General features: G+C 60.5%; 18 protein-coding genes and 1 pseudogene. 14 read left to right on the plus strand and 5 right to left on the minus strand.

Translation table 11 applies throughout. From position 1 onward, the window contains the following. Positions 1-156 precede the first annotated feature (156 nt). Both ATO7_RS00830 and ATO7_RS00835 read left to right on the plus strand, forming a co-directional pair. Positions 157-747, plus strand: a complete 591-nt coding sequence (locus tag ATO7_RS00830) for a TetR/AcrR family transcriptional regulator (protein WP_083559024.1) — start codon at positions 157-159, stop codon at positions 745-747. Continuing rightward, positions 744-1,856 (plus strand): aromatic ring-hydroxylating oxygenase subunit alpha, encoded by a 1,113-nt coding sequence (locus ATO7_RS00835; protein ID WP_083559025.1) that lies wholly within the window; start codon positions 744-746, stop codon positions 1,854-1,856. Before ATO7_RS00830 ends, ATO7_RS00835 begins: the two co-directional genes overlap by 4 nt. Positions 1,857-1,905: 49 nt before the next feature. Here ATO7_RS00835 and guaA read toward each other — a convergent pair whose 3' ends face one another. Further along, on the minus strand, positions 1,906-3,480 hold the full coding sequence (guaA, locus tag ATO7_RS00840) for a glutamine-hydrolyzing GMP synthase (RefSeq protein WP_083559026.1): 1,575 nt from the start codon (positions 3,478-3,480) through the stop codon (positions 1,906-1,908). Between the two features lie 13 nt (positions 3,481-3,493). Continuing rightward, the gene (gene guaB / locus ATO7_RS00845) at positions 3,494-4,963 is read right to left on the minus strand and encodes an IMP dehydrogenase (protein WP_083559027.1); all 1,470 of its coding nucleotides are present in this window, start codon (positions 4,961-4,963) and stop codon (positions 3,494-3,496) included. Positions 4,964-5,005: 42 nt separating this feature from the next. Here guaB and xseA point away from each other — a divergent pair, with 42 nt between their 5' ends. The 9 genes from xseA (at position 5,006) to ATO7_RS00890 (ending at position 16,462) form a co-directional block, all read left to right on the plus strand. Next, positions 5,006-6,367, plus strand: a complete 1,362-nt coding sequence (gene xseA / locus ATO7_RS00850) for an exodeoxyribonuclease VII large subunit (protein WP_083559028.1) — start codon at positions 5,006-5,008, stop codon at positions 6,365-6,367. 52 nt (positions 6,368-6,419) lie between these two features. Beyond that, positions 6,420-7,514, plus strand: a complete 1,095-nt coding sequence (locus ATO7_RS00855) for an OmpA family protein (RefSeq protein ID WP_083559029.1) — start codon at positions 6,420-6,422, stop codon at positions 7,512-7,514. A gap of 84 nt (positions 7,515-7,598) precedes the next feature. Beyond that, the gene (locus ATO7_RS00860) at positions 7,599-8,015 is read left to right on the plus strand and encodes an SUF system Fe-S cluster assembly regulator (RefSeq protein WP_083559030.1); all 417 of its coding nucleotides are present in this window, start codon (positions 7,599-7,601) and stop codon (positions 8,013-8,015) included. Between the two features lie 17 nt (positions 8,016-8,032). Beyond that, the gene (gene sufB / locus ATO7_RS00865; protein WP_083559031.1) at positions 8,033-9,484 is read left to right on the plus strand and encodes a Fe-S cluster assembly protein SufB; all 1,452 of its coding nucleotides are present in this window, start codon (positions 8,033-8,035) and stop codon (positions 9,482-9,484) included. Positions 9,485-9,734: 250 nt separating this feature from the next. Further along, positions 9,735-10,493 carry a Fe-S cluster assembly ATPase SufC gene (gene sufC / locus ATO7_RS00870; RefSeq protein WP_083559032.1) on the plus strand — a complete coding sequence of 253 codons (759 nt, stop codon included), beginning with the start codon at positions 9,735-9,737 and terminating at the stop codon, positions 10,491-10,493. Next, complete coding sequence (gene sufD, locus ATO7_RS00875) at positions 10,490-11,632, plus strand: Fe-S cluster assembly protein SufD (protein ID WP_083559033.1); 1,143 nt, start codon at positions 10,490-10,492, stop codon at positions 11,630-11,632. Before sufC ends, sufD begins: the two co-directional genes overlap by 4 nt. Beyond that, positions 11,629-12,849, plus strand: coding sequence for a cysteine desulfurase (locus tag ATO7_RS00880; protein ID WP_083559034.1), 1,221 nt, complete (start codon positions 11,629-11,631; stop codon positions 12,847-12,849). Before sufD ends, ATO7_RS00880 begins: the two co-directional genes overlap by 4 nt. 63 nt (positions 12,850-12,912) lie before the next feature. Continuing rightward, positions 12,913-15,978: an EAL domain-containing protein gene (locus ATO7_RS00885; protein ID WP_083559035.1), complete on the plus strand. Its 3,066-nt coding sequence runs from the start codon at positions 12,913-12,915 to the stop codon at positions 15,976-15,978. Between the two features lie 91 nt (positions 15,979-16,069). Further along, positions 16,070-16,462: a hypothetical protein gene (locus tag ATO7_RS00890; protein ID WP_146680092.1), complete on the plus strand. Its 393-nt coding sequence runs from the start codon at positions 16,070-16,072 to the stop codon at positions 16,460-16,462. 37 nt (positions 16,463-16,499) lie between these two features. Here the strand turns inward: ATO7_RS00890 and htpX are convergent, their stop codons facing one another. The 3 genes and pseudogenes from htpX to parE all read right to left on the minus strand — a co-directional run bounded on the left by htpX (position 16,500) and on the right by parE (position 21,844). Continuing rightward, positions 16,500-17,396 (minus strand): protease HtpX, encoded by an 897-nt coding sequence (htpX, locus tag ATO7_RS00895; RefSeq protein WP_083559037.1) that lies wholly within the window; start codon positions 17,394-17,396, stop codon positions 16,500-16,502. A 190-nt stretch (positions 17,397-17,586) separates the two neighbouring features. Beyond that, positions 17,587-19,803, minus strand: a pseudogene (gene parC / locus ATO7_RS00900) (DNA topoisomerase IV subunit A); the annotation flags it as partial. A gap of 148 nt (positions 19,804-19,951) precedes the next feature. Continuing rightward, entirely contained in the window at positions 19,952-21,844 is a 1,893-nt protein-coding gene (gene parE / locus ATO7_RS00905) for a DNA topoisomerase IV subunit B (protein WP_083559039.1), read from the minus strand. 174 nt (positions 21,845-22,018) lie between these two features. Between parE and xseB the strand changes: the two genes are divergently transcribed. The 3 genes from xseB to dxs are packed head-to-tail and all read left to right on the plus strand — an operon-like array spanning position 22,019 to position 25,169. Continuing rightward, positions 22,019-22,270: an exodeoxyribonuclease VII small subunit gene (xseB, locus tag ATO7_RS00910; RefSeq protein WP_083559040.1), complete on the plus strand. Its 252-nt coding sequence runs from the start codon at positions 22,019-22,021 to the stop codon at positions 22,268-22,270. Next, a complete protein-coding gene (locus ATO7_RS00915; RefSeq protein ID WP_083559041.1) occupies positions 22,267-23,160 on the plus strand; it encodes a polyprenyl synthetase family protein in 894 nt (297 codons plus the stop codon). The genes xseB and ATO7_RS00915 overlap by 4 nt, the downstream gene beginning before the upstream one ends. A 53-nt stretch (positions 23,161-23,213) precedes the next feature. After that, positions 23,214-25,169, plus strand: a complete 1,956-nt coding sequence (gene dxs / locus ATO7_RS00920; RefSeq protein ID WP_083559042.1) for a 1-deoxy-D-xylulose-5-phosphate synthase — start codon at positions 23,214-23,216, stop codon at positions 25,167-25,169. Positions 25,170-25,191 lie beyond the last annotated feature (22 nt).

Below are 25,191 nucleotides of genomic sequence, written 5' to 3' on the forward strand. Positions count from 1 at the left end.
AGGCAGCACCCTGATTTCGGGGGCAAAGCGAGGATTTATACACCGCCATAAAAGCATGTTGAGTCCTGAGTTTTGATGTTTATTGTCAACATTGATCATTTACACCCTAGCCGCGACCTGATAGATTGTCAATGTTGATTATTTACTAGAGAGACCATGCCCAGACCCAGCCTCAAAGCCGAGCGCACAAAAACCATTTTGGACGCCGTAGAAACCTGCGTGGTTGAGTATGGCGTTCACGGCACCACACTCGAGAAAATCGCCGAAGTTGCCGCTTTACGCCGCAGCCTGTTGCGTCACAACATCGGTAATCGCGACGCAATTTTCGAGATGTTCCTCGACCGGTTCTTCGAGCGCTCGGACAACGAAGTGCAGGCAATGCTGTCGTGCCTGCCAGATCAGAACCGGATCCCCCCCCTGCTCGATTTGCTCTTCGATGACTATCAGACGACCCATCAACTTGCACTTGTTGCCTTGTCATTGACGCTTGGCGCTGTCAGCGATGCCAACATCCGTGAACGCCTCCGTGCATGGAACCTGCAATTCATCGAACGTATGAGCGATGAATTACAGCGCTCATACCCAACGGCCCCGAAGAAAGATGTAGACACGATCGCAGCCGGGCTGGTCGGCATCTACTTCAACGCTGAATCACTGGCCCCACTCGGCGCTCTGCAAAGCATTCGTCAATCGTCCAAGGAGGCTGCAAGGAAGTTGATTCAGACACTAGCAGGACACGCGCCATGACAGGCATTGATTGGCATAACTATGTCCAAAAGCTCACCCAACCCATCGAATCAGCCGAGTCCCTACCCTACGAGGCCTATACCGACCCGCAGGTACTCATAAGCGAAACGAAGAACGTATTTCACAAGGATTGGGTCTTCGTTTGCAGCACGTCGCAGCTCCCCAAACCCGGCCACTATTTTGCACTGGATCTTGCGGGCGAACCGGTGGTCATCATTCACGGCCAAGACGGTCGCATTCGGGCCTTATCGAACAGCTGTCGTCATCGGGGCACCCCTTTGTTGGATGCCGGCTTCGGTCAACTCAAGCGCAACATCGTGTGCCCTTACCATGCCTGGACTTACTCCGATTCCGGCTCGCTCAAAGGCGCACCTTACTGCGGAGCTATCAAGGTCGACAGGCCAGCACACAGCCTAAGGTCATTCCCGCTTGAGAGCTGGAACGGCCTGCTGTTCGTCAATCTCAGATCAAACCCTCCACCGCTTTCATCGCGCGTGGCAGGCATCGACGAACACCTCAGACATTTTCAACTGGAACGCTTTACCAAGGGCTACAAGGGCACACCAGAATGCTGGCAAGCCAATTGGAAGCTTGTTATCGAAAACGCGATAGAAAGCTACCACCTGTTCAAGGTGCATCAAAAATCCCTGGAGACTGTCGCACCTACAAAGTATGCGTTCTACGTCGCAGGCAGCGCCGAGTGGTCGCTTACTGCAGGCCTCTTGTCGGACCGCAGATCCAAGCTATCGCGTTGGCTGAGCGGCGAAACCCATAAGACTCAACACCAGTATTTGTTGATCTTTCTGCCGCCTTCTTTTGTCGGAATCCTAACCCCCGCATCTCTGGACTGGCTTTCGGTCTTACCCCATGGCACGGACAGTTGCCGCGTCTACTCTGGTGGCACGGCCGCGTCAGCGACGGCGCTGAGCGAGACATTCACATCCGACCACTCGGCAACTTTTTTGGCCGAAGACAAAGCCATCTGTGAACGTCTACAGCAAGGCATGTCGGCAACGCATGCCAAGGGCGGGAAGCTGGTCGAACTGGAGCGCCCTCTGATTGATTTCAGACAGTTCCTGCTATCGCGGCAGTTCAATCATCCGCCGTAAACGATGTTTATCAGCCCGCCTGCAGACCTGTTTGCACGAGACTGGCGCTCTATTCCCACTCAATCGTGGCCGGCGGCTTGCCAGACACGTCGTAGACCACACGGCTCACACCTTCGATTTCATTGACGATGCGGCGCGACACCTTGTCGAGAAACTCGTACGGCAGATGCGCCCAGCGCGCGGTCATGAAGTCGATGGTTTCGACGGCGCGCAGCGCAATCACCGGGGCGTAACGCCGACCATCGCCGGTCACGCCGACTGATTTGACCGGCAGCCACACGGCAAAGGCTTGGCTGACCTGGTCATACAGACCTGCGGCACGCAGCTCGCTGATGAAAATGTCATCCGCCACACGCAGGGTGTCAGCAGCTTGCGGGTCGACCTCGCCGAGCATGCGCACGGCCAACCCCGGACCGGGGAACGGATGGCGGAACACTGATTCGCGCGGCAGCCCCAACTCCAGACCGAGACGACGCACTTCATCCTTGAACAGCTCACGCAGTGGCTCAACCAGCTTGAGCTTCATCTGTTCGGGCAATCCGCCAACATTGTGATGCGACTTGATCACATGGGCTTTGCCAGTGCTGGCGCCGGCCGATTCGATCACGTCGGGATAGATCGTGCCCTGCGCCAGCCACTTCACATCACTGAGCTTGGCCGCTTCCTCATCGAACACCTCAATAAACAGCCGACCGATGATCTTGCGCTTGGCTTCCGGGTCACTCTCGCCCGCCAGGGCGGCCATGAACCGCTCCTGGGCGTTGACCCGGATGACATTGACCCCGAGATGATCGGCGAAGGTCTTCATGACCTGATCGCCTTCGTTCAGGCGCAGCAGACCGTTGTCGACAAACACGCAGACCAGCTGATCGCCGATCGCCTTGTGCAACAAGGCCGCCACCACCGAAGAATCGACCCCGCCGGACAGCGCCAGCAGGACCTTGTCCTGGCCGACCTGCTCGCGCACGCGGGCGGTCGCATCGTGAATGATGTTGCCCGGGGTCCAGGCGCTGCCGCAGCCACAGATGTCGTGCAGGAAGCGGCCCAGAATGCGCTGGCCCTGCGCCGTGTGGGTGACTTCCGGGTGGAACTGCACACCGTAGATATTGCGCTCGGCATCAGCCATGCCGGCAATCGGCACGTCGGCGGTGCTGGCCATCAACTTGAAGCCATCCGGCAATGCGGTCACGCGATCGCCATGGCTCATCCACACATCCAGCAGACCGTGCCCTTCGTCGTTGACGCGGTCCTCGATATCCCTCAGCAACGCGGTGTGTCCGCGAGCACGAATTTCGGCGTAGCCAAACTCCTGGGTGTGCCCGCCCTCGACCGTACCACCCAGCGACTGGGCCAGCAGCTGCATGCCGTAGCAAATACCCAACACCGGCACATCAGCCGCCAAAACAGCCTGCGGCAGCGTCGGTGCATTGCTGGCGGTGACCGACTCCGGGCCACCAGAAAGGATCACACCACGGGCGTTGAAGTTGCTGATCATCGCAGGATCCACATCCCACGGAAGAATTTCGCAGTACACGCCGGCCTCGCGCACGCGGCGCGCGATCAACTGGGTGTACTGAGAACCGTAATCCAGAATCAGGATTCGGTCGGCATGAATATCCAGCATGGATTTACTCGGTTTAGGATTCGGTGCGGTAGTTCGGAGCTTCTTTGGTGATCGACACGTCATGAACGTGACTTTCACGGACCCCGGCGCTGGTGATGCGAACAAACTCCGCACGCGTGCGCATGTCATTGATGCTGGCGCAGCCGGTGTAGCCCATCGATGCGCGCAGGCCACCAACCAGCTGATGAATGATGGCCGACAAGCCGCCCTTGTAAGGCACGCGGCCTTCAATACCTTCCGGAACCAGTTTTTCTACTTCCGCGGTGGTGTCCTGGAAATAGCGATCTTTGGAACCTTCAGACTGAGACATGGCGCCCATGGACCCCATGCCGCGATAGGACTTGTAGGAGCGCCCCTGATACAGCTCGACCTCACCCGGCGCTTCACGCGTACCCGCCAGCAGGCTGCCAATCATCACGCTATAAGCACCAGCAGCAACCGCTTTGGCCACATCACCCGAGTAACGCACCCCACCATCAGCAATCAGCGGAATACCGCGCCCTTCAAGAGCCTGCGCGACATTGCTGATGGCCGAAATCTGCGGCACCCCTACCCCGGCAACAATCCGGGTGGTACAGATCGAACCCGGCCCGATGCCAACCTTGACTGCGTCCGCGCCAGCTTCGGCCAACGCGATGGCGGCATCGCCGGTGGCGATATTGCCGCCAATAACCTGCAGATCCGGGTAGGTCTTCTTGACCCAGGCCACACGGTCGATCACACCCTTTGAATGCCCGTGCGCCGTATCCACCACGATCACATCGACCCCGGCCGCAACCAGCGCTTCCACACGCTCTTCGGTGCCGGCACCGGTGCCAACAGCCGCCCCGACCAGCAAGCGCTCGCGTGAATCCTTGCTCGCGTTGGGAAAGTCGGTCGACTTCTGTATGTCTTTGACCGTGATCATGCCGCGCAACTGGAAATCGTCATTAACGACCAGCACTTTCTCAATACGATGCTGGTGCAGCAGCTCCTGCACCTCTTCCTTGCTCGCCCCTTCCTTGACCGTGACCAGGCGCGATTTCGGCGTCATGGCCTCGCTCACGGGTTTGTCGTATCCCGTTTCAAAACGCAGGTCGCGGCTGGTCACGATGCCAACCAGCTCGTCGCCATCAACCACGGGCACGCCGGAAATATGATTGGCACGGGTCAGCTTCAAGACGTCGGCAATGGTGGCGTCCGGCGCCACCGTAATCGGGTCGCTGATCACCCCCGCTTCGAATTTCTTGACCATGCGCACTTCCGCCGCATGGCGCTCAATCGACATATTCTTGTGAATGATGCCAATACCGCCTTCCTGCGCCAGAGCGATCGCCAAGCGCCCTTCCGTGACCGTGTCCATGGCGGCAGACAGCAGCGGAATGTTCAGGCGCAAGTCGCGCGTCAGCTGTGTGCTCAGATCAACCTGACGGGGCAGAACCTCAGAGTACGCAGGCACCAACAGGACATCATCAAAGGTCAAGGCTTCCTGTTGTAAACGCATACTCGGCTCCCGGATGAAATAAAGCCGGATAGTATACGCCGCATGAGCCGATTTACGCCCCCCGCAACTGACAATTCGCCACCAAACGCGCGCAGCATTTTTCAGGTCAACGAGCTGCTCGACACCCTCAAACACGGCCTGGAAATGAACTTTCCCCCGCTGTGGGTTGAGGGTGAGATCTCCAACTTCGTGGCAGCCCGTTCAGGGCATTGGTACTTCACGCTCAAGGATGCGCGCGCCCAGATCCGTTGCGCCTGCTTCCGTAACCGCAACATGGGCAAAACCCTGCCGACCGAAGGCCAACGCGTACTGGTGCGCGGACAACCAACTGTTTACACCCAACGCGGCGACCTTCAACTGATTGTTGAAGATGTCCAGGACGCTGGTGCTGGCGCCCTGCATGCGGCGTTCGAGAAACTCAAGCGCAAGCTACAGGATGAGGGCCTGTTTGATTCGGCGCGCAAGCAAAGCCTGCCCGAAAATCCGCGCTGCATCGGTGTGGTCACCTCACCTGCCGGCGCGGCTCTGCACGATGTACTCAGCACCCTGCGACGGCGCAATCCTCTGCTGCGTGTAATTCTCTACCCGAGCCTGGTTCAGGGCGCCGAAGCACCCGCAGCGCTCGACCAGGCGCTGGATACAGCGCTGCGCCGGCGCGAATGTGACGTCATCCTGCTAACCCGCGGCGGCGGCTCCCTGGAAGATTTGCAGGCTTTCAACGATGAAGCTTTGGCGCGCCGTATCGCCGAGGCTGATTTACCGATCGTGAGCGCGGTGGGCCACGAGGTGGATTTCAGTATCAGCGATTTTGTCGCTGACGCACGCGCAGCCACCCCGACGGCCGCCGCCGAGCTACTCAGCCGCGACCAAGCCGAGTGGATCCGCTCGCTCAGCCGCGCACGTCACACCTTGACGCGCGCACTGCAGGAGCGTTTGCGCATGGCCAGCCGCGAACTGGGCCACCAGCAAGCACGCTTACGAGCCCTGTCGCCGCAACGGCGCATGCAGGATCGTGGTCAGTGGCTGGACGATCTAAGCCAGCGTCTGCAGCGCGCCATAGACCTGCAATTGCGACAGTCACAGCGCCAGCTCACAACCGAGCAACGGGCCCTGCGCGACCATTCGCCGGCGCGTCGCATTGCTCAACGCCACGATCAGCTGAGCATGCTTCAATCACGCCTGTCACGTGGCACACGCCAGACCCTGGATCAGGCTCACAACCGCCTGTCTCATACCCAGGCCCGGCTCGGCGATTTGTCACCGCACAACGTGCTGGCTCGTGGCTACAGCATCACACGTCACAATGGCGCGATCGTGCGTGACGCGACATTGCCTGAAGGAAGCCCGCTGACCATTCAACTCGCCACCGGCAGCCTCAAGGCCACCGTAGGCGAAAAAGACTGAGTCCGTTATAATTACAGGCTTACTTAAGCCAATAATATGCAAGGGACTGGACATGCGCATTCTGCTTTCCGTCGCACTCTTTGGGGGGGTCGTCGGCCAAGCTGTAGCAGGCAATTACGACGATCGACTGTACATCTCGCCGAGCGCGTCTTACGTCATCACTGACGCTGGCCGCGGTGAAGACGAAGATGTCGGCTACTCACTGACCCTGGGTATGCCGGTTTCCGAAAGCCGCAACTACGAACTCGATCTGGGTTACGCGGGCCTCGGCGATACCGACCTCTACAACCTCAACGTCAACATGCTGACGTTTTTCGATCCCAACACGCCGGGACTGTTCACCCTGCTGAGCGGCGGTGTGCTGCACGCCGACGGCGGCCCGGGTGATGACTACTTCAGCGCCAATCTGGCCGGCGGTATCGGCGCCATGATTCCTGCCTTTTATGGCAGCGTGCGCCTGGAAGCCTTGCTGCGCGCAGACCTGCACTTCAATGAAGATGCTGGTCTGGGTGGCAAGAAAGCCTTCGCCGAGCCGGTCTTCCGCCTGGGTTACAGCATTCCGCTCGGCGCCAAGCCGCAGGCTGCTGCACCGCAAGGCGACAATGTTGCCGTGGTCGACCCGATGGGCGCCGACAGCGACAGCGATGGCGTCAATGACGATGCCGACCTGTGCCCCGGCACGCCGCTGGGCACCGTGGTTGACGCCACTGGTTGCGCCGTTGGCAACAACGCCGGCAGCGTGACACCGGGCGATTGCCGCCAGCCGCGCCTGGATGAAGCCGTCGACGAATACGGCTGCGCCGTGGACCGCTCGGTCATCCTCAACGACGTCAACTTCGAGTTCGACAGCGACGTGCTGACCGGCCAGGCCGAATCCGTGCTGGATGACGTAGCCCAGGTGATCTCGACCATGCCCGACGCCACCATCGAAATCGCTGGTCACACCAGCGACGAAGGCGACGAGTACTACAACATTGATCTGTCCCAGCGCCGTGCCCAGGCCGTGCGCGAGTACTTGATCAATGCCGGTGTCAGCGCTGCGCAGCTGGCGGCCAAGGGTTATGGCGACAACGCGCCCTTGAAGCCGAACACGACCATCGGCGGTCGGCGGGAAAACCGCCGCGTCGAAGTGCGCGTGGTGCAGTAAAAGCAGCCCTTCAAGGCCATTAGAAAAGGCGCAAAGGAACTTGCGCCTTTTTTATCCGCCTAAATAGGACCAAATGGGTACGATATGCTCAGACTCAGCAAACAGACGGATTACGCCACGGTGCTGCTCTCGCATATGGCGAGCGCGCCGCAGCGCGTCTGTAACGTGAGCGAGCTGGCCCAGGCCACCCATGTCAGCGCACCGATGGCGAGCAAAACCCTCAAAGTGCTGGCGCGCGAAGGCCTGATCGAATCCGAGCGCGGCGCCAGCGGTGGCTACCGCCTGAGCCGCGACCCGTCGCAAATTTCAATTGCTGACATTGTGCGTGCCATCGAAGGGCCGATCGCGCTGACCCAATGCAGCAGTCACGAAGGCTGTTCGCTGCAATCTCACTGCCAGATTCGCCCACACTGGCAGGTGATCAACAGCACCATCATCAACAGCCTGAAACAATTGAGCCTGGCCGAACTGCAAGGACCGGCCAGCCACCTGGGGCTCTGACCCAGCAAGAGGACGCTATGTCGACCGAGACCACAGAACTTGAACAGCTAATCCGCCGCCGCGAGTACCGCGAGGGCTTCGTGACCGATCTGGAATCGGAAACGGTGCCGCCCGGACTCAACGAGGATGTGGTGCGGGCCATCTCCGCACGCAAAAACGAACCGGAATGGATGCTGGAATGGCGCCTCGAGGCTTATCGCGGCTGGCTGCAGATGCGCGAGCCGGAATGGGCCAACGTGGACTACGGGCCGATCGACTACCAGGCGATTTCCTACTATTCCGCACCCAAGAGCATGAAGGACGGCCCCAAAAGCCTGGATGAAGTCGACCCCAAGCTGCTCGAAACGTACGAAAAGCTGGGCATTCCGGTCCACGAGCGCGCCGCACTGGCCGGCGTGGCGGTCGACATGGTGTTTGACAGTGTCTCTGTTGCCACCACCTTTCAGGAAAAGCTGGCCGACGCCGGCGTGTTGTTCTGCCCGATTTCAGAGGCTATTCAAAAGCACCCCGAGCTGATCAAGAAGTATCTCGGCTCGGTGGTACCGCGCAAAGACAATTACTTTGCCGCACTCAACTCCGCCGTGTTCACCGACGGTTCGTTTGTCTACATCCCCAAGGGCGTGCGCTGCCCGATGGAGCTTTCGACCTACTTCCGCATCAATGAGCGCAACACCGGCCAGTTCGAGCGCACCCTGATCATTGCTGAAGACGACAGCCACGTGAGCTATCTCGAAGGCTGCACCGCACCGATGCGCGATGAAAATCAGCTGCATGCGGCGGTGGTCGAACTGGTGGCGCTGGATCGTGCCGAGATCAAATATTCCACGGTGCAGAACTGGTACCCGGGTGACGAGGACGGCAAAGGCGGGATCTACAACTTCGTGACCAAACGTGGCGACTGCCGCGGTGAAAGTTCCAAGATCTCCTGGACCCAGGTCGAAACCGGGTCCTCGGTGACCTGGAAATACCCCGGCTGCGTGCTGCGTGGCGACAACTCGGTGGGCGAGTTCTACTCGGTGGCGCTGTCGCATCACAAACAGCAGGCCGACACCGGCACCAAAATGGTTCACCTGGGCCGCAACACCCGCTCGCACATCATTTCCAAAGGCATTTCGGCCGGTCGTGGCAACCAGACCTACCGCGGTCTGGTCAAGGTTTCGCCGCGGGCCGAAGGCGCACGCAACTACACCCAGTGCGACAGCCTGCTGATCGGCGATCAGTGCGGCGCACACACCGTGCCGTACCTTGAAACCCGCCATTCCACGGCGCAATGTGAGCACGAAGCGACCACCTCGAAGATCGGCGACGATCAGTTGTTCTACCTGCGCGCCCGAGGCATTGGCGAGGAAGAAGCGGTGTCCATGATCGTCAATGGATTCTGCAAAGACGTGTTCCGCGAACTCCCCATGGAGTTTGCGGTGGAAGCCCAGCGTCTGCTGAGCGTGTCACTGGAGGGCGCGGTGGGCTGACGCCAGGCCGGAGCGGGTTTGTCATGAGTTTCTGCAAACACGCTCAAGTACATCCATGTATCGCTTGTCATCGGCCATCCAGGCCTCTGACAGTTCGCAGAAACTCATGACAAACCCTCAAAGCGAGGATGTGCGGAACTGCCGGCTGAGTGATTTTGAATAACGTTTTCACGGCGCCATGAAAACACTGTTCGAAATCCCCACTTCGGTATCGCTACCGCCATCTGTCGCCACAAACTAAAGATTCAACATGCTGAAGATCGAAAACCTCACCGCCAACGTTCAGGACAAGGACATCCTCAAAGGTATCAACCTGAACATCGGCCCCGGCGAAGTTCACGCCATCATGGGTCCTAATGGCTCGGGTAAAAGCACCCTGGCCAACATCCTGGCCGGTCGTGACAGCTATGACATCACCGGTGGCAGCGTCCGCTTCGAGGACCAGGATCTGCTTGAGCTGGATCCGGAAGAGCGCGCCTGCGCCGGCATTTTTCTTGGCTTTCAGTACCCGGTGGAAATCCCCGGGGTGAGCAACATGACCATGCTCAAAGCCGCCGTCAACGCACGCCGCAAGGCCCAGGGCCAGGACGAAGCCACCCCGCTGGAATTGTTGCAGAAGGTCAAGAAAGCGGCGGAAACCATGAAAGTCTCTGACGCCATGCTGCAACGCGGCGTCAACGAAGGCTTTTCCGGCGGCGAAAAAAAGCGCAACGAAATCCTGCAGATGCTGGTGCTGGAACCAAAGCTCGCCATCCTTGATGAAACCGATTCCGGGCTCGACATCGATGCCCTCAAGGTCGTCTCGGACGGCGTCAATGCGCTGCGCTCGCCCGAGCGTTCGGTAGTCCTGGTCACCCACTATCAGCGCCTGCTTGACCACATCAAACCGGATTACGTGCACGTTCTGGCTGGTGGCCGCATCGTCGAGTCCGGCGGCCCCGAGCTGGCCCTGACGCTGGAAGAAAAAGGCTACGCCTGGGTCGCCGACAAGCAGCAGGCGTCGGCATGAGCGAGCAGATCGCACCCAGCGCGATCCGCTGGCCCACACGCAAACAGGAAGCCTGGAAGTACACCGACCTGGCGGCCTGGAGCAAGCTGATGCCCGAAGCATTCAGCCTTGCGCCTGCGCAGGCCGATCAGGCCCCGCGCACCCTGTGGCAAGGCGACTGCGCGCGTCGCCTGGTGTGGCTGGATGGCACGTTTCAGGCGGCCTGGTCGCACGGCGAAGCCCCGCAAGCGAGCGACAAGGCCGATCAGCGCACCTGCAGCGCGCTCAAGGACCTGATCACGCACAGCCGCAGCGAAAGCCACAGCCTTGAACTGAGCAGCGCCGACAAGTTCATCCATCTGGTCTTCGCACACGCCAGCGGTCAGGACGCGCTGTCGCACTTGAGCCTGGACATTGAGGTGCCCGACAACAGCGAAGTCACCATCATTGAGGAACATGTTGGTGGACGCGCCGGGCTGGCCAGCCAGCAACTCAATCTGAACCTGGGTGCCAACGCCCGGGTCCAGCACGTGCGCCTGCAGCACTGCGCCGCAACACAGATGCTGATCGCCGGCCAGCACGCCAGACTGGCCAACCATGCCCGTCTGTTTCAAACCCACATTGAATGGGGCGGCCGCCTGAGCCGCCTGCACAGCACGCTCGGCCTTGAGGGCCAGGGCGCGGAATGCCATTACTACGCCCTGTCCGGCCTGGGCGATCGCCAGCATGTGGATCATCAGGTCGAGGTGCGTCACGAGGCGGCCCATGCGATCAGCCGCCTGCGCGCGCGCGGCATCGTTGGCGACAGCGCCCGGCAGGTCTTCAACGGCAAGGTCTACGTAGCACGCGGCGCTCAGAAGACCGATTCCGATCAGCTGCTGCGCAATCTGCTGCTCAGTGACAAAGCCGAAGTCGACGCCAAGCCGGAACTGGAAATCTATGCCGATGACGTGCGCTGCGCGCATGGCTCTACGGTGGGACGGCTAGACGACGCGGCACTGTTCTACCTGCGCAGCCGCGGCCTGAACCGGGCCGAAGCTCGCCGCCTGCTGATGCTCAGCTTTGCCGAGCGCGTATTGCGTGAAATCCCCGACGAAGCGCTGCGTCATCAAACCCGCGATGCCTTCGCCGACCATCTCAGCCTGCAAACTCCGGCATGACAAACATGATTGATGCGCTGCGTGCGCGCTTTCCAGCCCTGCAGCAGCAGGTCAATGGCCAGCCGCTGGCCTATCTGGACAACGCCGCAACCACGCAAAAGCCCGATACGGTTATCCAGGCGCTGCTCGATTACTACCGTCAGGACAACGCCAACGTACACCGCGCGGTTCATACCCTGGCGGGGCGTGCCACGCGTGATTACGAGGGCGCGCGCGACCGCATCGCGCAATTCATCAATGCCGCCTCGCGCGAGAACGTCATCTTCACGCGCGGCACCACTGAAGCGATCAATCTGGTGGCCTACAGCTGGGCCCGTCATCAGCTCGGTGAAGGCGATGAAATTCTCATCACCGAGTTGGAGCACCACTCCAACATCGTGCCGTGGCAGCTGATCTGCAAAGAAACCGGCGCTGTGCTCAAAGCCGCCCCGGTGAAAGACTCCGGTGAACTCGACATGGCGGCCCTGCAAGGCCTGCTCAGCTCGCGCACCAAGCTGGTCGCCATCGGCGATGCCTCCAATGCCATCGGCACCATCAATCCGGTGGCCGAGATCATCACCCTGGCCCACAAGGTCGGCGCCCGCGTGCTGGTCGATGCGGCACAGGCCATGGCCCACCACAGCTTGGACGTGCAGGCGCTGGACGCCGATTTCGTGGCCTTCTCCGCGCACAAGATGTACGGCCCCACCGGTTTCGGCGTGCTCTACGGCAAAACCGAAGTGCTCGAACAGGCGCAGCCCTGGCAGGGTGGCGGCGACATGATCGAAACGGTGACGCTAGAAGAAAGCACCTGGAACGCGCTGCCCTATCGCTTTGAAGCCGGCACACCGAATATTGCTGACGCGATTGCCACTGGTGCTGCGGTTGATTTCATGCAGTCGCTGGATCTGAACGCCGTTGCCGAACACGAGCAACGTCTGCTGCAGCAAGCCACCGAAGGTCTGAACGCTGTGGATGGCCTGCGCATTATTGGCACAGCGCCGAAAAAGGCTGCCATTGTGTCCTTCGTCATGGACACCGCACACCCGCAAGATATCGGCACCCTGCTAGATGAAAACGGTATCGCGGTGCGCACCGGCCACCATTGCGCCATGCCGCTGATGGCCCGGTTCGACGTTCCCGGCACTGTGCGCGCCTCATTTGCCGCGTACAACACCGCCGAAGAGGTTGAACGCCTGATCGACAGCGTACACAGGATTGCACGCTTGTTCGCCTGAGCAGGCGTAGAGACAAAGCCCAAACTTGTCATTGCAAGCCGCTGAATTTGCTACGCTTGAAGCATGAATTCGGGCAATGACGCTGCTTTAGAAACTCCGGTGCGCTGGCTGCAAAGCCTGCGCTTCGCGTTATTGCTATTGAGCCTGTTGCTAACGCTGATCTTCGGCAGCGTAGCCGTCACGTTGAATCAGCAAGCCGTTGCCACCCCTTTGAGCGAAGCCAGCGCGGCACGCTTTTCCCAGCAACAGCACAGCCTGCAAGGCCAGTTCAACGACAAAATCGGCAATGCCGAGCGCCTTGCACAGGCACTCAACGACCTGACCGCGGAGCTATGGGGACGTGAAGCGGAATTGCGCCATCTCGGCCAGCATCTGCTTGAACAACTGCCCCCCGAATCGCCGGTGATCGCTGCTGGCATCTGGCCCGAACCGCGGGAATTTCAGCGCGACCGGGTCCGCAGCAGCCTGTATTGGACGATCCAGCATGACGGCGAACGCCAAGTTCGCTTCCACAATGACTACAACAACACGGCCAACATCAGCTATCACGGCGAAAGCTGGTACACGCCGACCCGCCATCAGCGCGAGCCTGGGTGCTACTGGACCCAACGCTACACCGACCCGTTTTTGCGCAAAGCCGTCATCACCTGTGCCATCGGCTTGCGTCGTGACAATCGATTTATAGGCGCCACCAGTATCGTCCTGGATCCGCAGCGCCTGCATCCCGATATGGCCACGATGAAACGCGCCTCACCGTTTTACCTGCTGCTCGATCATGGCCAGCATATTCTGAACGCACAAGGCATCGCACTGGAGGGCTCCGACACGTTGCCGGCGTTGGCTCAGCACGACAAACGCTTCGGACAGATCACTGTTCAACTGCATAACGAAGCCGAGCGCCGTGTCAGCAATGTCCGCCAGGACAAGCCCCAGTGGCGCGAAGAGGTCGACAAGCTCAGCCAGCAAAGCCGCCAACTCTCCCAACTGCAGGCCGAACACATCCTGGCGCGCCTGCACGCGGACAGCGACGACGCAACGCCTGGTCGCAGCGTACTGATCAAGAGCGACGCCCTTCACCAGACGGCGGTGAGGATTACACCACTGAGCAACATCGGCATACTGCTCAGCGGTCAAAATCAGGCCAGCCAGCTGGCTGGCGTCCCCTGGGATCGCTGGCTCAGCGCCAGCATCACCGCCGGGGCCATCGCCATCGCATTACTGCTTTCCTTTGTGTTCAGCGGCGGTGTCGTGCTGCGCCCCTTGCACCGACTCATCCGCCAGCTGCGACTGCCGGCTGAAGACACACATGTGGACACCACGCCGGCGCATGAAATTGGCGTCATCGGTGAACTGGTCAACGCACGACACGCCCACATCCGGCGCTTGCTTGAAGCGGCCAACCGCAAATCGCGCGCGGATGCCCGCAAGGCCAAAAACAACCCCGGCCGTGAGCAAAACAGTGATTCCGGATGGGCGGTCATTGATGCCATAGCTGATGCTGTCGCGGTGAGCGACACGCAGGGCAACATCAGCTATCTCAACCATGCAGCGGAAACCCTGACCGGCTGGAATCTTGCCCAGGCGCGTGGCCTGGATTTCGATGAGGTTTTTCACATCCTCGACCAGCACGGCAAACAGCGCCTGGCCCAGCTTGCCACACGTGCACTGCAGGCCTCACCAGCTGCGGAGCAAGCCGTCGCGGTCATGTTCAAGACACGCAGTGGGCATCATCTGCCGAGCAAGCTCAGCAGCGCTCCGATTCGAGACTCACGCGGCGCCGTTGTTGGCGCGGCCATCATTCTCAACGATGCGCGCAGCAGTCTGGGCTCCAGCGGCCCGATTGCAAGCGAATTGCGCGACAAGCTTACCGGCCTGCTCAATCGACAGGCCTTTGACGCCGAGCTGGCTTCACGCTGTGAAGCGGCGCGACAAAACCTCGCCAACACGTTTGCCCTGCTCTACCTTGATGTCGACCACATGCAGGACATCAATCAGGCCTTTGGCAGCGAGGGCGGCGATGAATTTTTGCGCCAGCTGGGGCGTCTGATCCAGAGCGATGTCGGCGAGAACAATCCAGCCTACCGGCTGAACAGCGACAAATTTGGCGTTCTGATCGAAACAGCAGACCCTGCTGCGGCTCAACTGACTGCTGAACTGCTCAGTGCCGATGTGCAAAGCTGGGGCTTCCAGTGGCATGGCGAGCGTCGTGACGTCAGCGTCAGCACCGGTCTGATCATGGTCGACAAGGACAGCGGTCGCCCGGCCGATGTTCTACGGCAGGCCGATGCGCTGTGTCAGCAAGCGCAAAATGAAGGGCGAGGCCGCATCATCAGCGGTCGCGCGCAAGCGGACAAAGAGGACCGCCGTGATGACCGCAACTGGCTGACCAACATCAAGAAAGGTCTGGCTGAAGATCGCTTTCACCTGTCAACACAGCAAATCCGTCCATTACAGCGCAACAGTGATGACGGGCACGTGTTCAGCACCTTGACCGCACTGGAGGACGACGAGGGCTTCTGGACCGGCGCAGACACTTTTATGCCGGTGGCCGAGCGTCACGATCTGGCTGAACAGCTCGATCGCTGGACCATTGATCAGGTTTTCAAGCATCTGATCAAAGATCCAGAACTCACCGTTGGCATTGATTTCTGCATCATTTCGCTCTCAGTCAGCAGCATGCAATCGCCGCGCTTTCTCGATTTCATGATTGAGCATTTCAAGGACAGCGCGGTATCACCAAACAAGATCTGCCTTGATCTGAGCGAAAACAACGTACACACCCGTTTGTCCAGCGCACGTGATTTCTGCCGCACCATGCACCGTGCTGGCTGTCGCCTGAGTCTTTCCGGGGTCTCAACCAGACCGTCCAGCTACAAGCTGATTCGCGAACTGCCCGTTCAGTTGGTGCGCTTCGATCCAGCCCTGACCCACAGTGCGGATCGCGATCCGGTGGAGCGCTTGGCCACCGAATCACTGCACCGCATTGTCCATACGCTGGGCAAGCAAAGCATGGCTTTGCAGGTTAATTCCGCCGAACTGCTGCGCGTGCTGCAGGGTATCGGCATCAACTATGCGCAGGGCGATGCCATCGCCCGCCCCACCCCGATCGTGTTTCAGGCCCAAGCTTAGGCCGTGTCCGGAATCGGCTGGTTTTGCCGTACAGTGACATAGACACAAAAGCAGGGCCTGACAACAAGGCCCGCATGATTGGGGGAACATCATGGCGAAACGCATACTGGCCTGCGTGCTCACACTCTGCCTGCTCGGCTGCACCACCACGCGGGCCGTAGAAAGAATGGAAAACGCCACCTTATCGGCGCTCAAACCAGGTGATCATGTCATCGTTGAGATGGTGTCTGACGACACCCTGGAACTGACCGTGCGCAGTGCTGACAACGACACCTTGCGGGGCATCGCCCCGGACGGTCGATTGTGGGAAATTCCCATGCGCTTGATCACCTCAGTACAACGCGCAGAGATGAATCATGAGCGTGAATTCGCCCCGGGCAGAACACTCGGGCTTGGTTTTCTAACCTACGTTACGCTCATGATCCTTGGCGGCATGGCGCTGTCAAAGGGCATCAAAGACGCGATTGACGATCACGACAACTGAGCCGCAGGAACAACACACTGCGGCTCAATATGTCTGATTAGCGCACGATCTGATCAGCGTCCTGCAGCGCCTTGATCCGCTCTTCCAGCGGCGGGTGCGTCATGAACAAGCGCTTCAGACCACTGCCGAAGTTGGGTGCAATACCGAAGGCGCTGAGTTGCTCAGGCAAGGCCCCTTGGGCCACTGGCTCACGACTCTTGAGTCGCTCAAGGGCGGCAATCATCTTGCGTTTGCCGGCCAGACTGGCACCACCGGAGTCGGCGTGAAATTCACGCCAGCGCGAGAACCAGGCCACGATCGCACTGGCCAGAATGCCAAACACGATCTGCAACACCATCACGGTGGCGAAATAGCCCAGGCCCGCACCACGGTCATTCTTGAACACGGCACGGTCGATCACATAGCCGATAACCCGGGCGAGGAACATCACGAAGGTGTTCACCACCCCCTGAATCAGAGTCAGCGTAACCATGTCACCGTTTGCGACGTGGCTGACTTCATGGCCCAGCACCGCTTCAATCTCGTCCTGGGTCATGCCACGCAACAGCCCGGTGCTGACCGCAACCAACGCGTTGTTCTTGTTCATGCCGGTGGCAAACGCGTTGACATCCGGAGAGTCGTAAACCGCCACTTCCGGCATGCCAATACCGGCCTGACGAGCCTGCCGCTGCACCGTCGACAGCAGCCAGGCCTCGGCCGAATTGCTCGGCTTCTCAATCACTTTCGCACCGGTACCCATCTTAGCCATGGTCTTGGACATGGCCAGCGAGATGAACGAGCCGCCCATGCCGAAAATGGCACAGAAAATCAGCAGCGCGCGCATGTCCAGCCCGTTCTGCGTCATGTAGCGATCCACGCCCAGCAGGTAGGCAACGATGCTCAACACCACGATCACCGCGATGTTGGTTACCAGAAACAGTGCGATTCTTTTCATTGGGGTCTGGCCCTTGGCACACGTGAAGGGGATGCGGCCACCATGGCGGCACCCTCAAATGCCCCGCTCATCCCGGGGCAACCCTTAGATAGGGGCGAACCGGTCCGGTTCAATCCCCGTTATCGCTGGCGGGTGGCGCTTCGTCTGCCGTCGGCTCACCCAGCTCGGTCGCCACCGCGCCATCACCAATAACCTGCAGTTCGTCGACTCGCTGAAGCCCACGCGGCAGCACCTGACCGCGGCTGGCACGCTTGCCGGAGAAGCGCTCAATGTCATCAGCTTTGAGCGTGAAACTGCGCTTACCGGCATCCAGCTTGAGCTGCTGACCCGGCCCCATGAGGCACCAGTGAGCAATCGTTTCACCCGCTTTGAGCCCAATCAACTTGTTGCCCTTGCCGCGCGGCAGCTGGGGCAACTCGGTCAATGGCTGGATCAGCAGACGACCGACATTGCTGATGATGGCCAGACGCAGATCTTCGGGCGGTGCCGTGAGCCTAAGCGGCGACAACACAGCCGAGCCTTTGGGCAGCGTCAGACAGGCCTTACCAGCGCGGTTACGGGTTTGCAGGTCAGCCTGGGTCACGATGAACCCGTAGCCAGCATCACTAGCCAGCACGTAACGCTGCTCCGCAGGCCCAAGCGTGAGGCCGATGAAGGTAGCGCCATCGGCTGGATTGAGCTGTGCGGTCAGCGGCTCGCCCAGACTGCGTGCCGATGGCAAGCCGTGTGAGGCCACGCTGTAAGCCCGCCCGCTGGAGTCGAGGATCGACAGCAGCTGACCGGTGCGCCCGCTGGCGGCCGCCATGAACTCATCGCCGGCTTTGTAGTTGAGGCTTTGCGGATCAACCTGGTAGCCCTTGCCGGCGCGAATCCAGCCCGCCTTGGACAGCACCACGGTGATCGGCTCGCTCGGCATCATCTGGGTTTCGTCGATCGCCTTGGCCTGCTCGCGCTCGACCAGCGGCGTGCGCCGATCATCACCATAGGTTTCGGCGTCGGCCGTGATTTCCTTGGCAATCAGCTTCTTCAGCTTGGCGGCCGAGCCGAGCAAGGCCTCGAGCTGATCACGTTCCTTGGCCAGCTCGTCCTGCTCGCCACGGATTTTCATTTCCTCCAGGCGCATCAAATGACGCAGCTTGAGGTTGAGCACCGCTTCGGCCTGAATGTCGCTGAGCCCGAAACGCTCCATCATCACCGCCTTGGGATCGTCCTCGGTGCGGATGATGTGGATGACCTCATCGATATTGAGGAAGGCAATGAGCAGGCCGTCAAGAATATGCAGGCGGTCGCGGACCACACCCAGGCGGTACTCCAGCCGGCGCCGCACGGTCTGGGTGCGGTACTGCAGCCAGTCCACCAGCAGATCGCGCAGCCCGCGCACACCCGGACGGCCATCCAGCCCGATCACATTGATGTTGATACGGTAGGAACGCTCAAGGTCGGTGGTGGCGAACAGGTGGCTCATCAGGTCGTCCGCATCCACCCGGCGCGAACGCGGCGTGACCACGATGCGGGTCGGATTTTCATGATCCGACTCATCACGCAGATCCTCGACCAGCGGCAGCTTCTTGCTGCGCATCTGGGCCGCGATCTGCTCCAGAATCTTGGAACCGCTGGCCTGGTGCGGCAGTGCGGTGATGACCACATCACCGTTGTCGTCACGCTCCCAGCGGGCACGCAGACGAACCTGGCCATTGCCGCTCTGGTACATCTTGCGAATATCGGCCGCGGGCGTAATCAGCTCGGCTCCGGTCGGAAAATCCGGCCCCGGCACCAGGGTAAACAGGGCCTCATCATCAAGCTGCGGATTGTCCAGCAGGGCCACACAGGCCTTGGCCACTTCGCGCAGATTGTGCGGTGGGATGTCGGTGGCCATACCCACCGCAATACCGGTGGTGCCATTGAGCAGTACATTGGGCAGACGCGCCGGCAGTGTGCACGGCTCTTTCAGGGTGCCGTCGAAATTCGGCTGCCACTCAACCGTGCCCTGCCCCAGCTCGGCCAGCAAAACCTCGGAATAACGGGTCAGCTTGGCCTCGGTGTAACGCATGGCCGCAAACGATTTGGGATCGTCCGGTGCGCCCCAGTTGCCCTGCCCGTCAATCAGCGGGTAGCGGTAACTGAAGTCCTGCGCCATCAGCACCATCGCTTCGTAGCACGCGGAATCGCCATGCGGATGGAATTTGCCGATGACGTCACCGACGGTGCGGGCGGACTTCTTGGGCTTGGCGCTGGCGCTCAGCCCCAGCTCGGACATCGCGTAGACGATACGTCGCTGCACCGGTTTGAGCCCGTCACCCAGATGCGGCAAGGCGCGATCCAGGATGACGTACATCGAGTAATCCAGATACGCGCGTTCGGCGAACTGGGAAAGCGGCAGGCTCTCAGGAGCCTCCATGTCAGTGATATCAACCATCGTTGTTCAACTCCAGTGCAACTCAGCTGCCTTGCAAGCTGTGTTTCGAAACTCGCTCAAGTACATCCATGTATCGCTTGTCATCGGCCATCCAGGCCTCTGACAGTTTCGAAACACAGCTTACAAGGCAAAATCGCACCTAAACTTCTATATCCGCCCGGTCGCCGTTGGCTTCCAGCCAGGCCTTGCGGTCCGAGGCGCGCTTCTTGGCCAGCAGCATGTCGAGCATGCTCGATGCCCCGGCTTCATCGACCAGTTCCAGCCGCACCAGCCGACGGGTATCCGGCGCCATGGTGGTTTCACGCAGCTGCAGCGGATTCATCTCGCCCAGACCTTTAAAGCGCGTCACGCTGATTTTGCCCTTGAGCTTTTCCGCCTGGATACGATCCAGCACACCGGCCCGCTCGGCTTCGTCCAGGGCGTAAAACACCTGCTTACCGACATCGATACGGTACAGCGGCGGCATCGCCACGTAGACATGACCACCCGCCACCAGCGGGCGGAAATGCTGCATGAACAGGGCGCACAGCAGGGTCGCAATATGCAGACCATCCGAGTCGGCATCGGCCAGGATGCAGATCTTGCCGTAGCGCAAGCCGGACAGGTTGTCGCTGCCCAGATCCACTCCCAGAGCCACCGCAATATCGTGAATCTCCTGCGAGCCCATGGCGGTGTCGCTGTCGACCTCCCAGGTGTTCATGATCTTGCCGCGCAGCGGCAGGATGGCCTGAAAGTTACGGTCGCGCGCCTGCTTGGCGCTACCGCCGGCCGAGTCACCCTCGACCAGGAACAACTCACCACGGGCCGGATCATCACTCACACAGTCGGCCAGCTTGCCCGGCAAGGCCGGCCCGCTGACCACACGCTTGCGGGTGACTTTCTTGGCCGCACGCAGGCGTTTCTGGGCGCAACTGATGACCCATTGGGCCAGGATGTCGCCGGTTTCCGGATGACGATGCAGCCACATGCTGGTCGCATCTTTGACCACGCCGGATACAAACGGCGCACATTCGCGCGAACTCAGACGTTCCTTGGTCTGACCGGCAAACTGCGGTTCCTCAAGTTTGACCGACAGCACATAGCTGACCCCGCTCCAGACATCCTCAGGAGCCAGTCGCACCCCACGTGGCAGCAGATTGCGGGTCTCCGCAAAGTCACGCAGCGCTTCGGTCAGGCCCGTACGCAGTCCGTTGACGTGAGTCCCGCCCTGTGCGGTCGGGACTAGATTGACATAGCTTTCGCTCGGTCCTTCGCCCCCGTTGGGCAACCACACCACCGCCCAGGAAGCCTCTTCATGCTCGCCAGCGAACTCGCCGGTCAGCGGCTCAGCAGGCAGAGGCTCGAGGCCGTCAAGCGACTCGCTCAGATACGCGGTAAGGCCTCCCTCATACAGCCAGGTCTCAGTTTCGCCGCTGGCCTCATCACGCAGACTGACTTCCAGCCCCGGGCACAGCACCGCTTTGGCACGCAGGGCGTGACGCAGCTTGGCCAGGGAAAACTTGGCCGTGTCGAAATAGCTTGCATCCGGCCAGAAGCGCACACGGGTGCCGCGACGCTGCTTGCCCACGCTGCCGACCACTTCCAGCTCGCGCACCCGCTCGCCATGAGCGAAGCCGATCAGATACTCCTGCCCCCCCCGCCAGACGGTCACGTTGAGGCGTTCGGACAGCGCATTGACCACCGACACCCCGACCCCGTGTAAACCACCGGAGTAACGGTAATTGTCTTTGTTGAATTTGCCCCCGGCATGCAGGCGGCAGAGGATCAACTCAACCCCAGGCACCCCCTCTTCCGGGTGGATATCCACCGGCATCCCGCGGCCGTCATCTTCCACTTCCAGCGAACCATCGCTGTAGTGAGTGACTTTGATGCGCCGCGCATGACCCTGCAGTGCTTCATCGACACTGTTGTCGATGACCTCCTGGGCCAGGTGATTGGGGCGCGCAGTGTCAGTGAACATCCCTGGCCGGCGCTTAACCGGATCCAGGCCGCTGAGTAGCTCAATCGAGGAGGCGTCGTAGACTTCGCTCATTGATTCCAATGCGTTGAGGAGGGTCGGCCCCCACGGGCCAGCAAGGCGCCGGACTATAGCAGTCATCGTTGCCGCTCCGGAACTGCGAAGCACATCACATGCCCGGTCACGCGACTGTCACATAGCGGGCCCTGTCAGGTTAAACTTGCCGCCCCATTTGGCCTGACCGTCGGTATGCCCGCAGACAACGCAACTCTGGATCAATTCGAGAAAAAATTGGCCGAACTGGAAGAACTGGTTCAGGCCCTGGAATCCGGAGACGCCCCGCTGGAGCAAGCGGTGCAGCATTTTGAGCGCGGTATGGCTCTGTCGAAAAGCTGTGAAGCCTTGCTCAAACAGGCGGAATTGAAGGTGCAGCAGCTGACCCAATCAACTGACGGCGAAGCGGTTCTGCAAGACATGGACAACGGAACCACCGACTCGTGAGCAGCTTTGAACAGTGGGCCCAGTCATGCAGCCAGCAACTCGAAAATGCCATTTCCAAGCGCCTGCCGTCGGGCGAGCAGTTTCCGCAGCGCCTGCATCAGGCCATGCGGTATGCAGCTCTCAATGGCGGCAAGCATTTTCGCCCACTGCTGATCTATGCCACCGCCGCCGCGCTGGATCTGCCACGTGAACGCGTCGACAGCCTGGCCGCCGCAATCGAGCTGATCCACGCCTACTCGCTGGTGCACGACGATCTGCCGGCCATGGACGACGACGATCTGCGTCGCGGCAAACCGACCTGCCACAAGGCCTTTGACGACGCCACCGCGATCCTCGCTGGTGATGCTTTGCAGGCGCTGGCCTTTCGCATTCTGTCTGCCGACGACGCGCTCACCGACGACCCGGCTGTGCGCGTGCGCATCATCCGCCATATTTCCGATGCGATTGGTTCTCACGGCATGGCCGGCGGCCAGGCCATCGATCTGGAATCGGAAGGCAAAAGCCTCAATGCGGCCGAGCTTGAGGCCATGCACATTCACAAAACCGGCGCTCTGATTCGCGCGGCGGTCGTCACCACCGCCTATTGCGCGCCCGACGTGACCCGCGCACAGGAAGAGGCGTTGGATCATTTTGCCAAGTGCGTGGGTCTGGCCTTCCAGATTCATGATGACGTGCTGGATGAGACTGGCGACGCCGAAGAAATGGGCAAAACCGTCGGCGCCGACCGTGCCCGCGACAAGAACACCTACCCCAATTTATTCGGCCTGAGTGAGTCCCGCAGCATGGCGCGCAGTCTGATTGACGATGCCCGCGCCAGTCTGCACGACCTTGGTGCAAAGGCCGAATATTTGCACCTTCTGGCCGAATTCGTGATCAGTCGTCGCGGCTGATTTGCCGGGTACCGTACTGGCGTTGGATAATGCCCGCACAAACAGGGAAAAACATGCCACCTAGCAAGCCGCAACCCGACAGCACGTATGCCCTTCTGGGCCGTGTCGAGAAACCCGCAGATCTGCGTGAACTGGCTCCTGAGCAGTTGCCCCTGCTCGCCACCGAAGTACGCCGCAGTCTGATCGAAACGCTCGGGCGCGTAGGTGGCCACTTTGGTGCAAATCTGGGCGCGGTAGAGCTTGCGATCACCCTGCATTACGCCTTCGATACGCCCAATGATCGCCTGATCTGGGATGTGGGCCACCAGGCTTACCCGCACAAAATCCTGACCGGACGCCGGCGCCAGCTCGACACCATCCGCAAACTTGGCGGCCTGGCGCCCTTCCCGTGCCGCGACGAAAGCGAATACGACGCCTTCGGCGTGGGCCACTCGAGCACCTCGATCAGCGCCGCAGCGGGCATGGCTGCCGCACGCAAGGTAACCGGCCAACAGCGTGATGTGGTTGCCGTGATTGGCGACGGCGGCATGACCGCCGGCCTGGCCTTCGAGGCACTCAACCACCTCGGCTCGACCGGCCTCGACGTCCTCGTCGTGTACAACGACAACGACATGTCGATCTCCGAGAATGTCGGCGGCCTGCGCGAACATTCCGCGCGACTGGTCAAGAAACTGCAGGAATCGGCAGCCACCGAATCCCTGCGCAACTCGGCGTTTGAGCGCCCCAGCGCAAGCCGTAGCGTATCGGCGGAACGTGAAGCAGGTGCGCTGTTCGAGACCCTGGGCATGCATTATTTCGGCCCGGTCGACGGTCATGACACCGATGCCCTGCTGGCGGCTTTCGAAAAAGCGCGCAACACGCCGGGACCAAAGCTGCTGCATGTGCTGACCGTAAAAGGCTACGGCTTCGCACCGGCAGAAGCCGATCCGATCAAATACCACGCGGTGCCGGGGTTTGACCCAGTCACCGGCGCCACGCCACCGAAAAAACCGCACGCCAAGCCGACTTACACCGACGTGTTCTCGGACTGGATCTGCCAGATGGCCGAAGCCCACCCGACCCTGGTCGCGGTCACCCCGGCCATGCGGGAGGGCAGCGGGCTGGTCGAATTCCAGCGGCGCTATCCGGAACGTTATTTCGACGTTGCCATTGCCGAACAACATGCTGTCACCTTTGGTGCCGGCCTCGCCGCTGATGGCGCCAAACCGGTCGTGGCGATTTACTCAAGCTTCCTGCAGCGCGGTTATGACCAGCTGGTTCACGATGTCGCCCTGCAGGATCTGCCGGTGTTGTTCGCGATTGACCGAGGCGGACTGGTTGGCGGCGATGGCGCCACCCATCATGGTGCCTACGACCTCAGCTACCTGCGCTGCGTACCCAATCTCACCTTGATGGCACCGGCTGACGAGGAAGAATGTCAGCGCCTGCTCAGCACCGGGCTGATGCACAACGGCCCCAGCGCCGTCCGCTACCCACGCGGTACCGGCCCCGGGGTCGAGATTTCAGGCGAAGCCAAACCAATTCCAATCGGCAAGGCGCGTATTGTTCGGCAGGGCAAAGGCCGCCGCCAACCGCGTGTAGCCATACTCAGCTTTGGCCCGATGCTGGCCCCGGCGCTGGAAGCCGGTGACATACTCGATGCTGACGTGGTCGACATGCGCTTCATCAAGCCGCTGGACGAGCGCATCATTCTCGACATGGCCAACCAGAACGATCTGATCGTGACCCTGGAAGACAACGCCGTCAGCGGCGGCGCAGGCAGTGCGGTCAATGAAGTTCTGCTGGCCCAGCATGATCAGGTGCGGGTCTTGAATCTCGGGCTGCCGGACCAATTCATAGAACACGGTGAACGTGAAGAACTGCTGCAGCAGTGCGGTCTGGATACCACCGGCATCCTAAGCGCCATTCGCAAGCGCTTGCGGGCCCGTGATCTGGACACCACACTGGACAACCTGCAATCTGGTGGGCGCGGCACAGTCAGCATGACCCGAGGCGGTTCACGCGACTGAGCGCCGCGCCAATGCGGTGCAC

Origin of the sequence: Oceanococcus atlanticus (assembly GCF_002088235.1) — a bacterium.
In the GTDB taxonomy this organism is placed as follows: Bacteria; Pseudomonadota; Gammaproteobacteria; order Nevskiales; family Oceanococcaceae; genus Oceanococcus; species Oceanococcus atlanticus.

What these genes read in the sequence shown, in the direction of transcription:
- sufB (WP_083559031.1), top strand. Translation starts at nt 8,033, where the DNA reads ATGTCGACCGAGACCACAGAACTTGAACAGCTAATCCGCCGCCGCGAG.
- guaA (WP_083559026.1), bottom strand. Translation starts at nt 3,480, where the DNA reads ATGCTGGATATTCATGCCGACCGAATCCTGATTCTGGATTACGGTTCT.
- ATO7_RS00890 (WP_146680092.1), top strand. Translation starts at nt 16,070, where the DNA reads ATGGCGAAACGCATACTGGCCTGCGTGCTCACACTCTGCCTGCTCGGC.
- guaB (WP_083559027.1), bottom strand. Translation starts at nt 4,963, where the DNA reads ATGCGTTTACAACAGGAAGCCTTGACCTTTGATGATGTCCTGTTGGTG.
- ATO7_RS00830 (WP_083559024.1), top strand. Translation starts at nt 157, where the DNA reads ATGCCCAGACCCAGCCTCAAAGCCGAGCGCACAAAAACCATTTTGGAC.
- ATO7_RS00835 (WP_083559025.1), top strand. Translation starts at nt 744, where the DNA reads ATGACAGGCATTGATTGGCATAACTATGTCCAAAAGCTCACCCAACCC.
- ATO7_RS00860 (WP_083559030.1), top strand. Translation starts at nt 7,599, where the DNA reads ATGCTCAGACTCAGCAAACAGACGGATTACGCCACGGTGCTGCTCTCG.
- ATO7_RS00880 (WP_083559034.1), top strand. Translation starts at nt 11,629, where the DNA reads ATGACAAACATGATTGATGCGCTGCGTGCGCGCTTTCCAGCCCTGCAG.
- xseA (WP_083559028.1), top strand. Translation starts at nt 5,006, where the DNA reads ATGAGCCGATTTACGCCCCCCGCAACTGACAATTCGCCACCAAACGCG.
- sufC (WP_083559032.1), top strand. Translation starts at nt 9,735, where the DNA reads ATGCTGAAGATCGAAAACCTCACCGCCAACGTTCAGGACAAGGACATC.
- parE (WP_083559039.1), bottom strand. Translation starts at nt 21,844, where the DNA reads ATGAGCGAAGTCTACGACGCCTCCTCGATTGAGCTACTCAGCGGCCTG.
- xseB (WP_083559040.1), top strand. Translation starts at nt 22,019, where the DNA reads ATGCCCGCAGACAACGCAACTCTGGATCAATTCGAGAAAAAATTGGCC.
- sufD (WP_083559033.1), top strand. Translation starts at nt 10,490, where the DNA reads ATGAGCGAGCAGATCGCACCCAGCGCGATCCGCTGGCCCACACGCAAA.
- ATO7_RS00885 (WP_083559035.1), top strand. Translation starts at nt 12,913, where the DNA reads ATGAATTCGGGCAATGACGCTGCTTTAGAAACTCCGGTGCGCTGGCTG.
- ATO7_RS00855 (WP_083559029.1), top strand. Translation starts at nt 6,420, where the DNA reads ATGCGCATTCTGCTTTCCGTCGCACTCTTTGGGGGGGTCGTCGGCCAA.
- dxs (WP_083559042.1), top strand. Translation starts at nt 23,214, where the DNA reads ATGCCACCTAGCAAGCCGCAACCCGACAGCACGTATGCCCTTCTGGGC.
- htpX (WP_083559037.1), bottom strand. Translation starts at nt 17,396, where the DNA reads ATGAAAAGAATCGCACTGTTTCTGGTAACCAACATCGCGGTGATCGTG.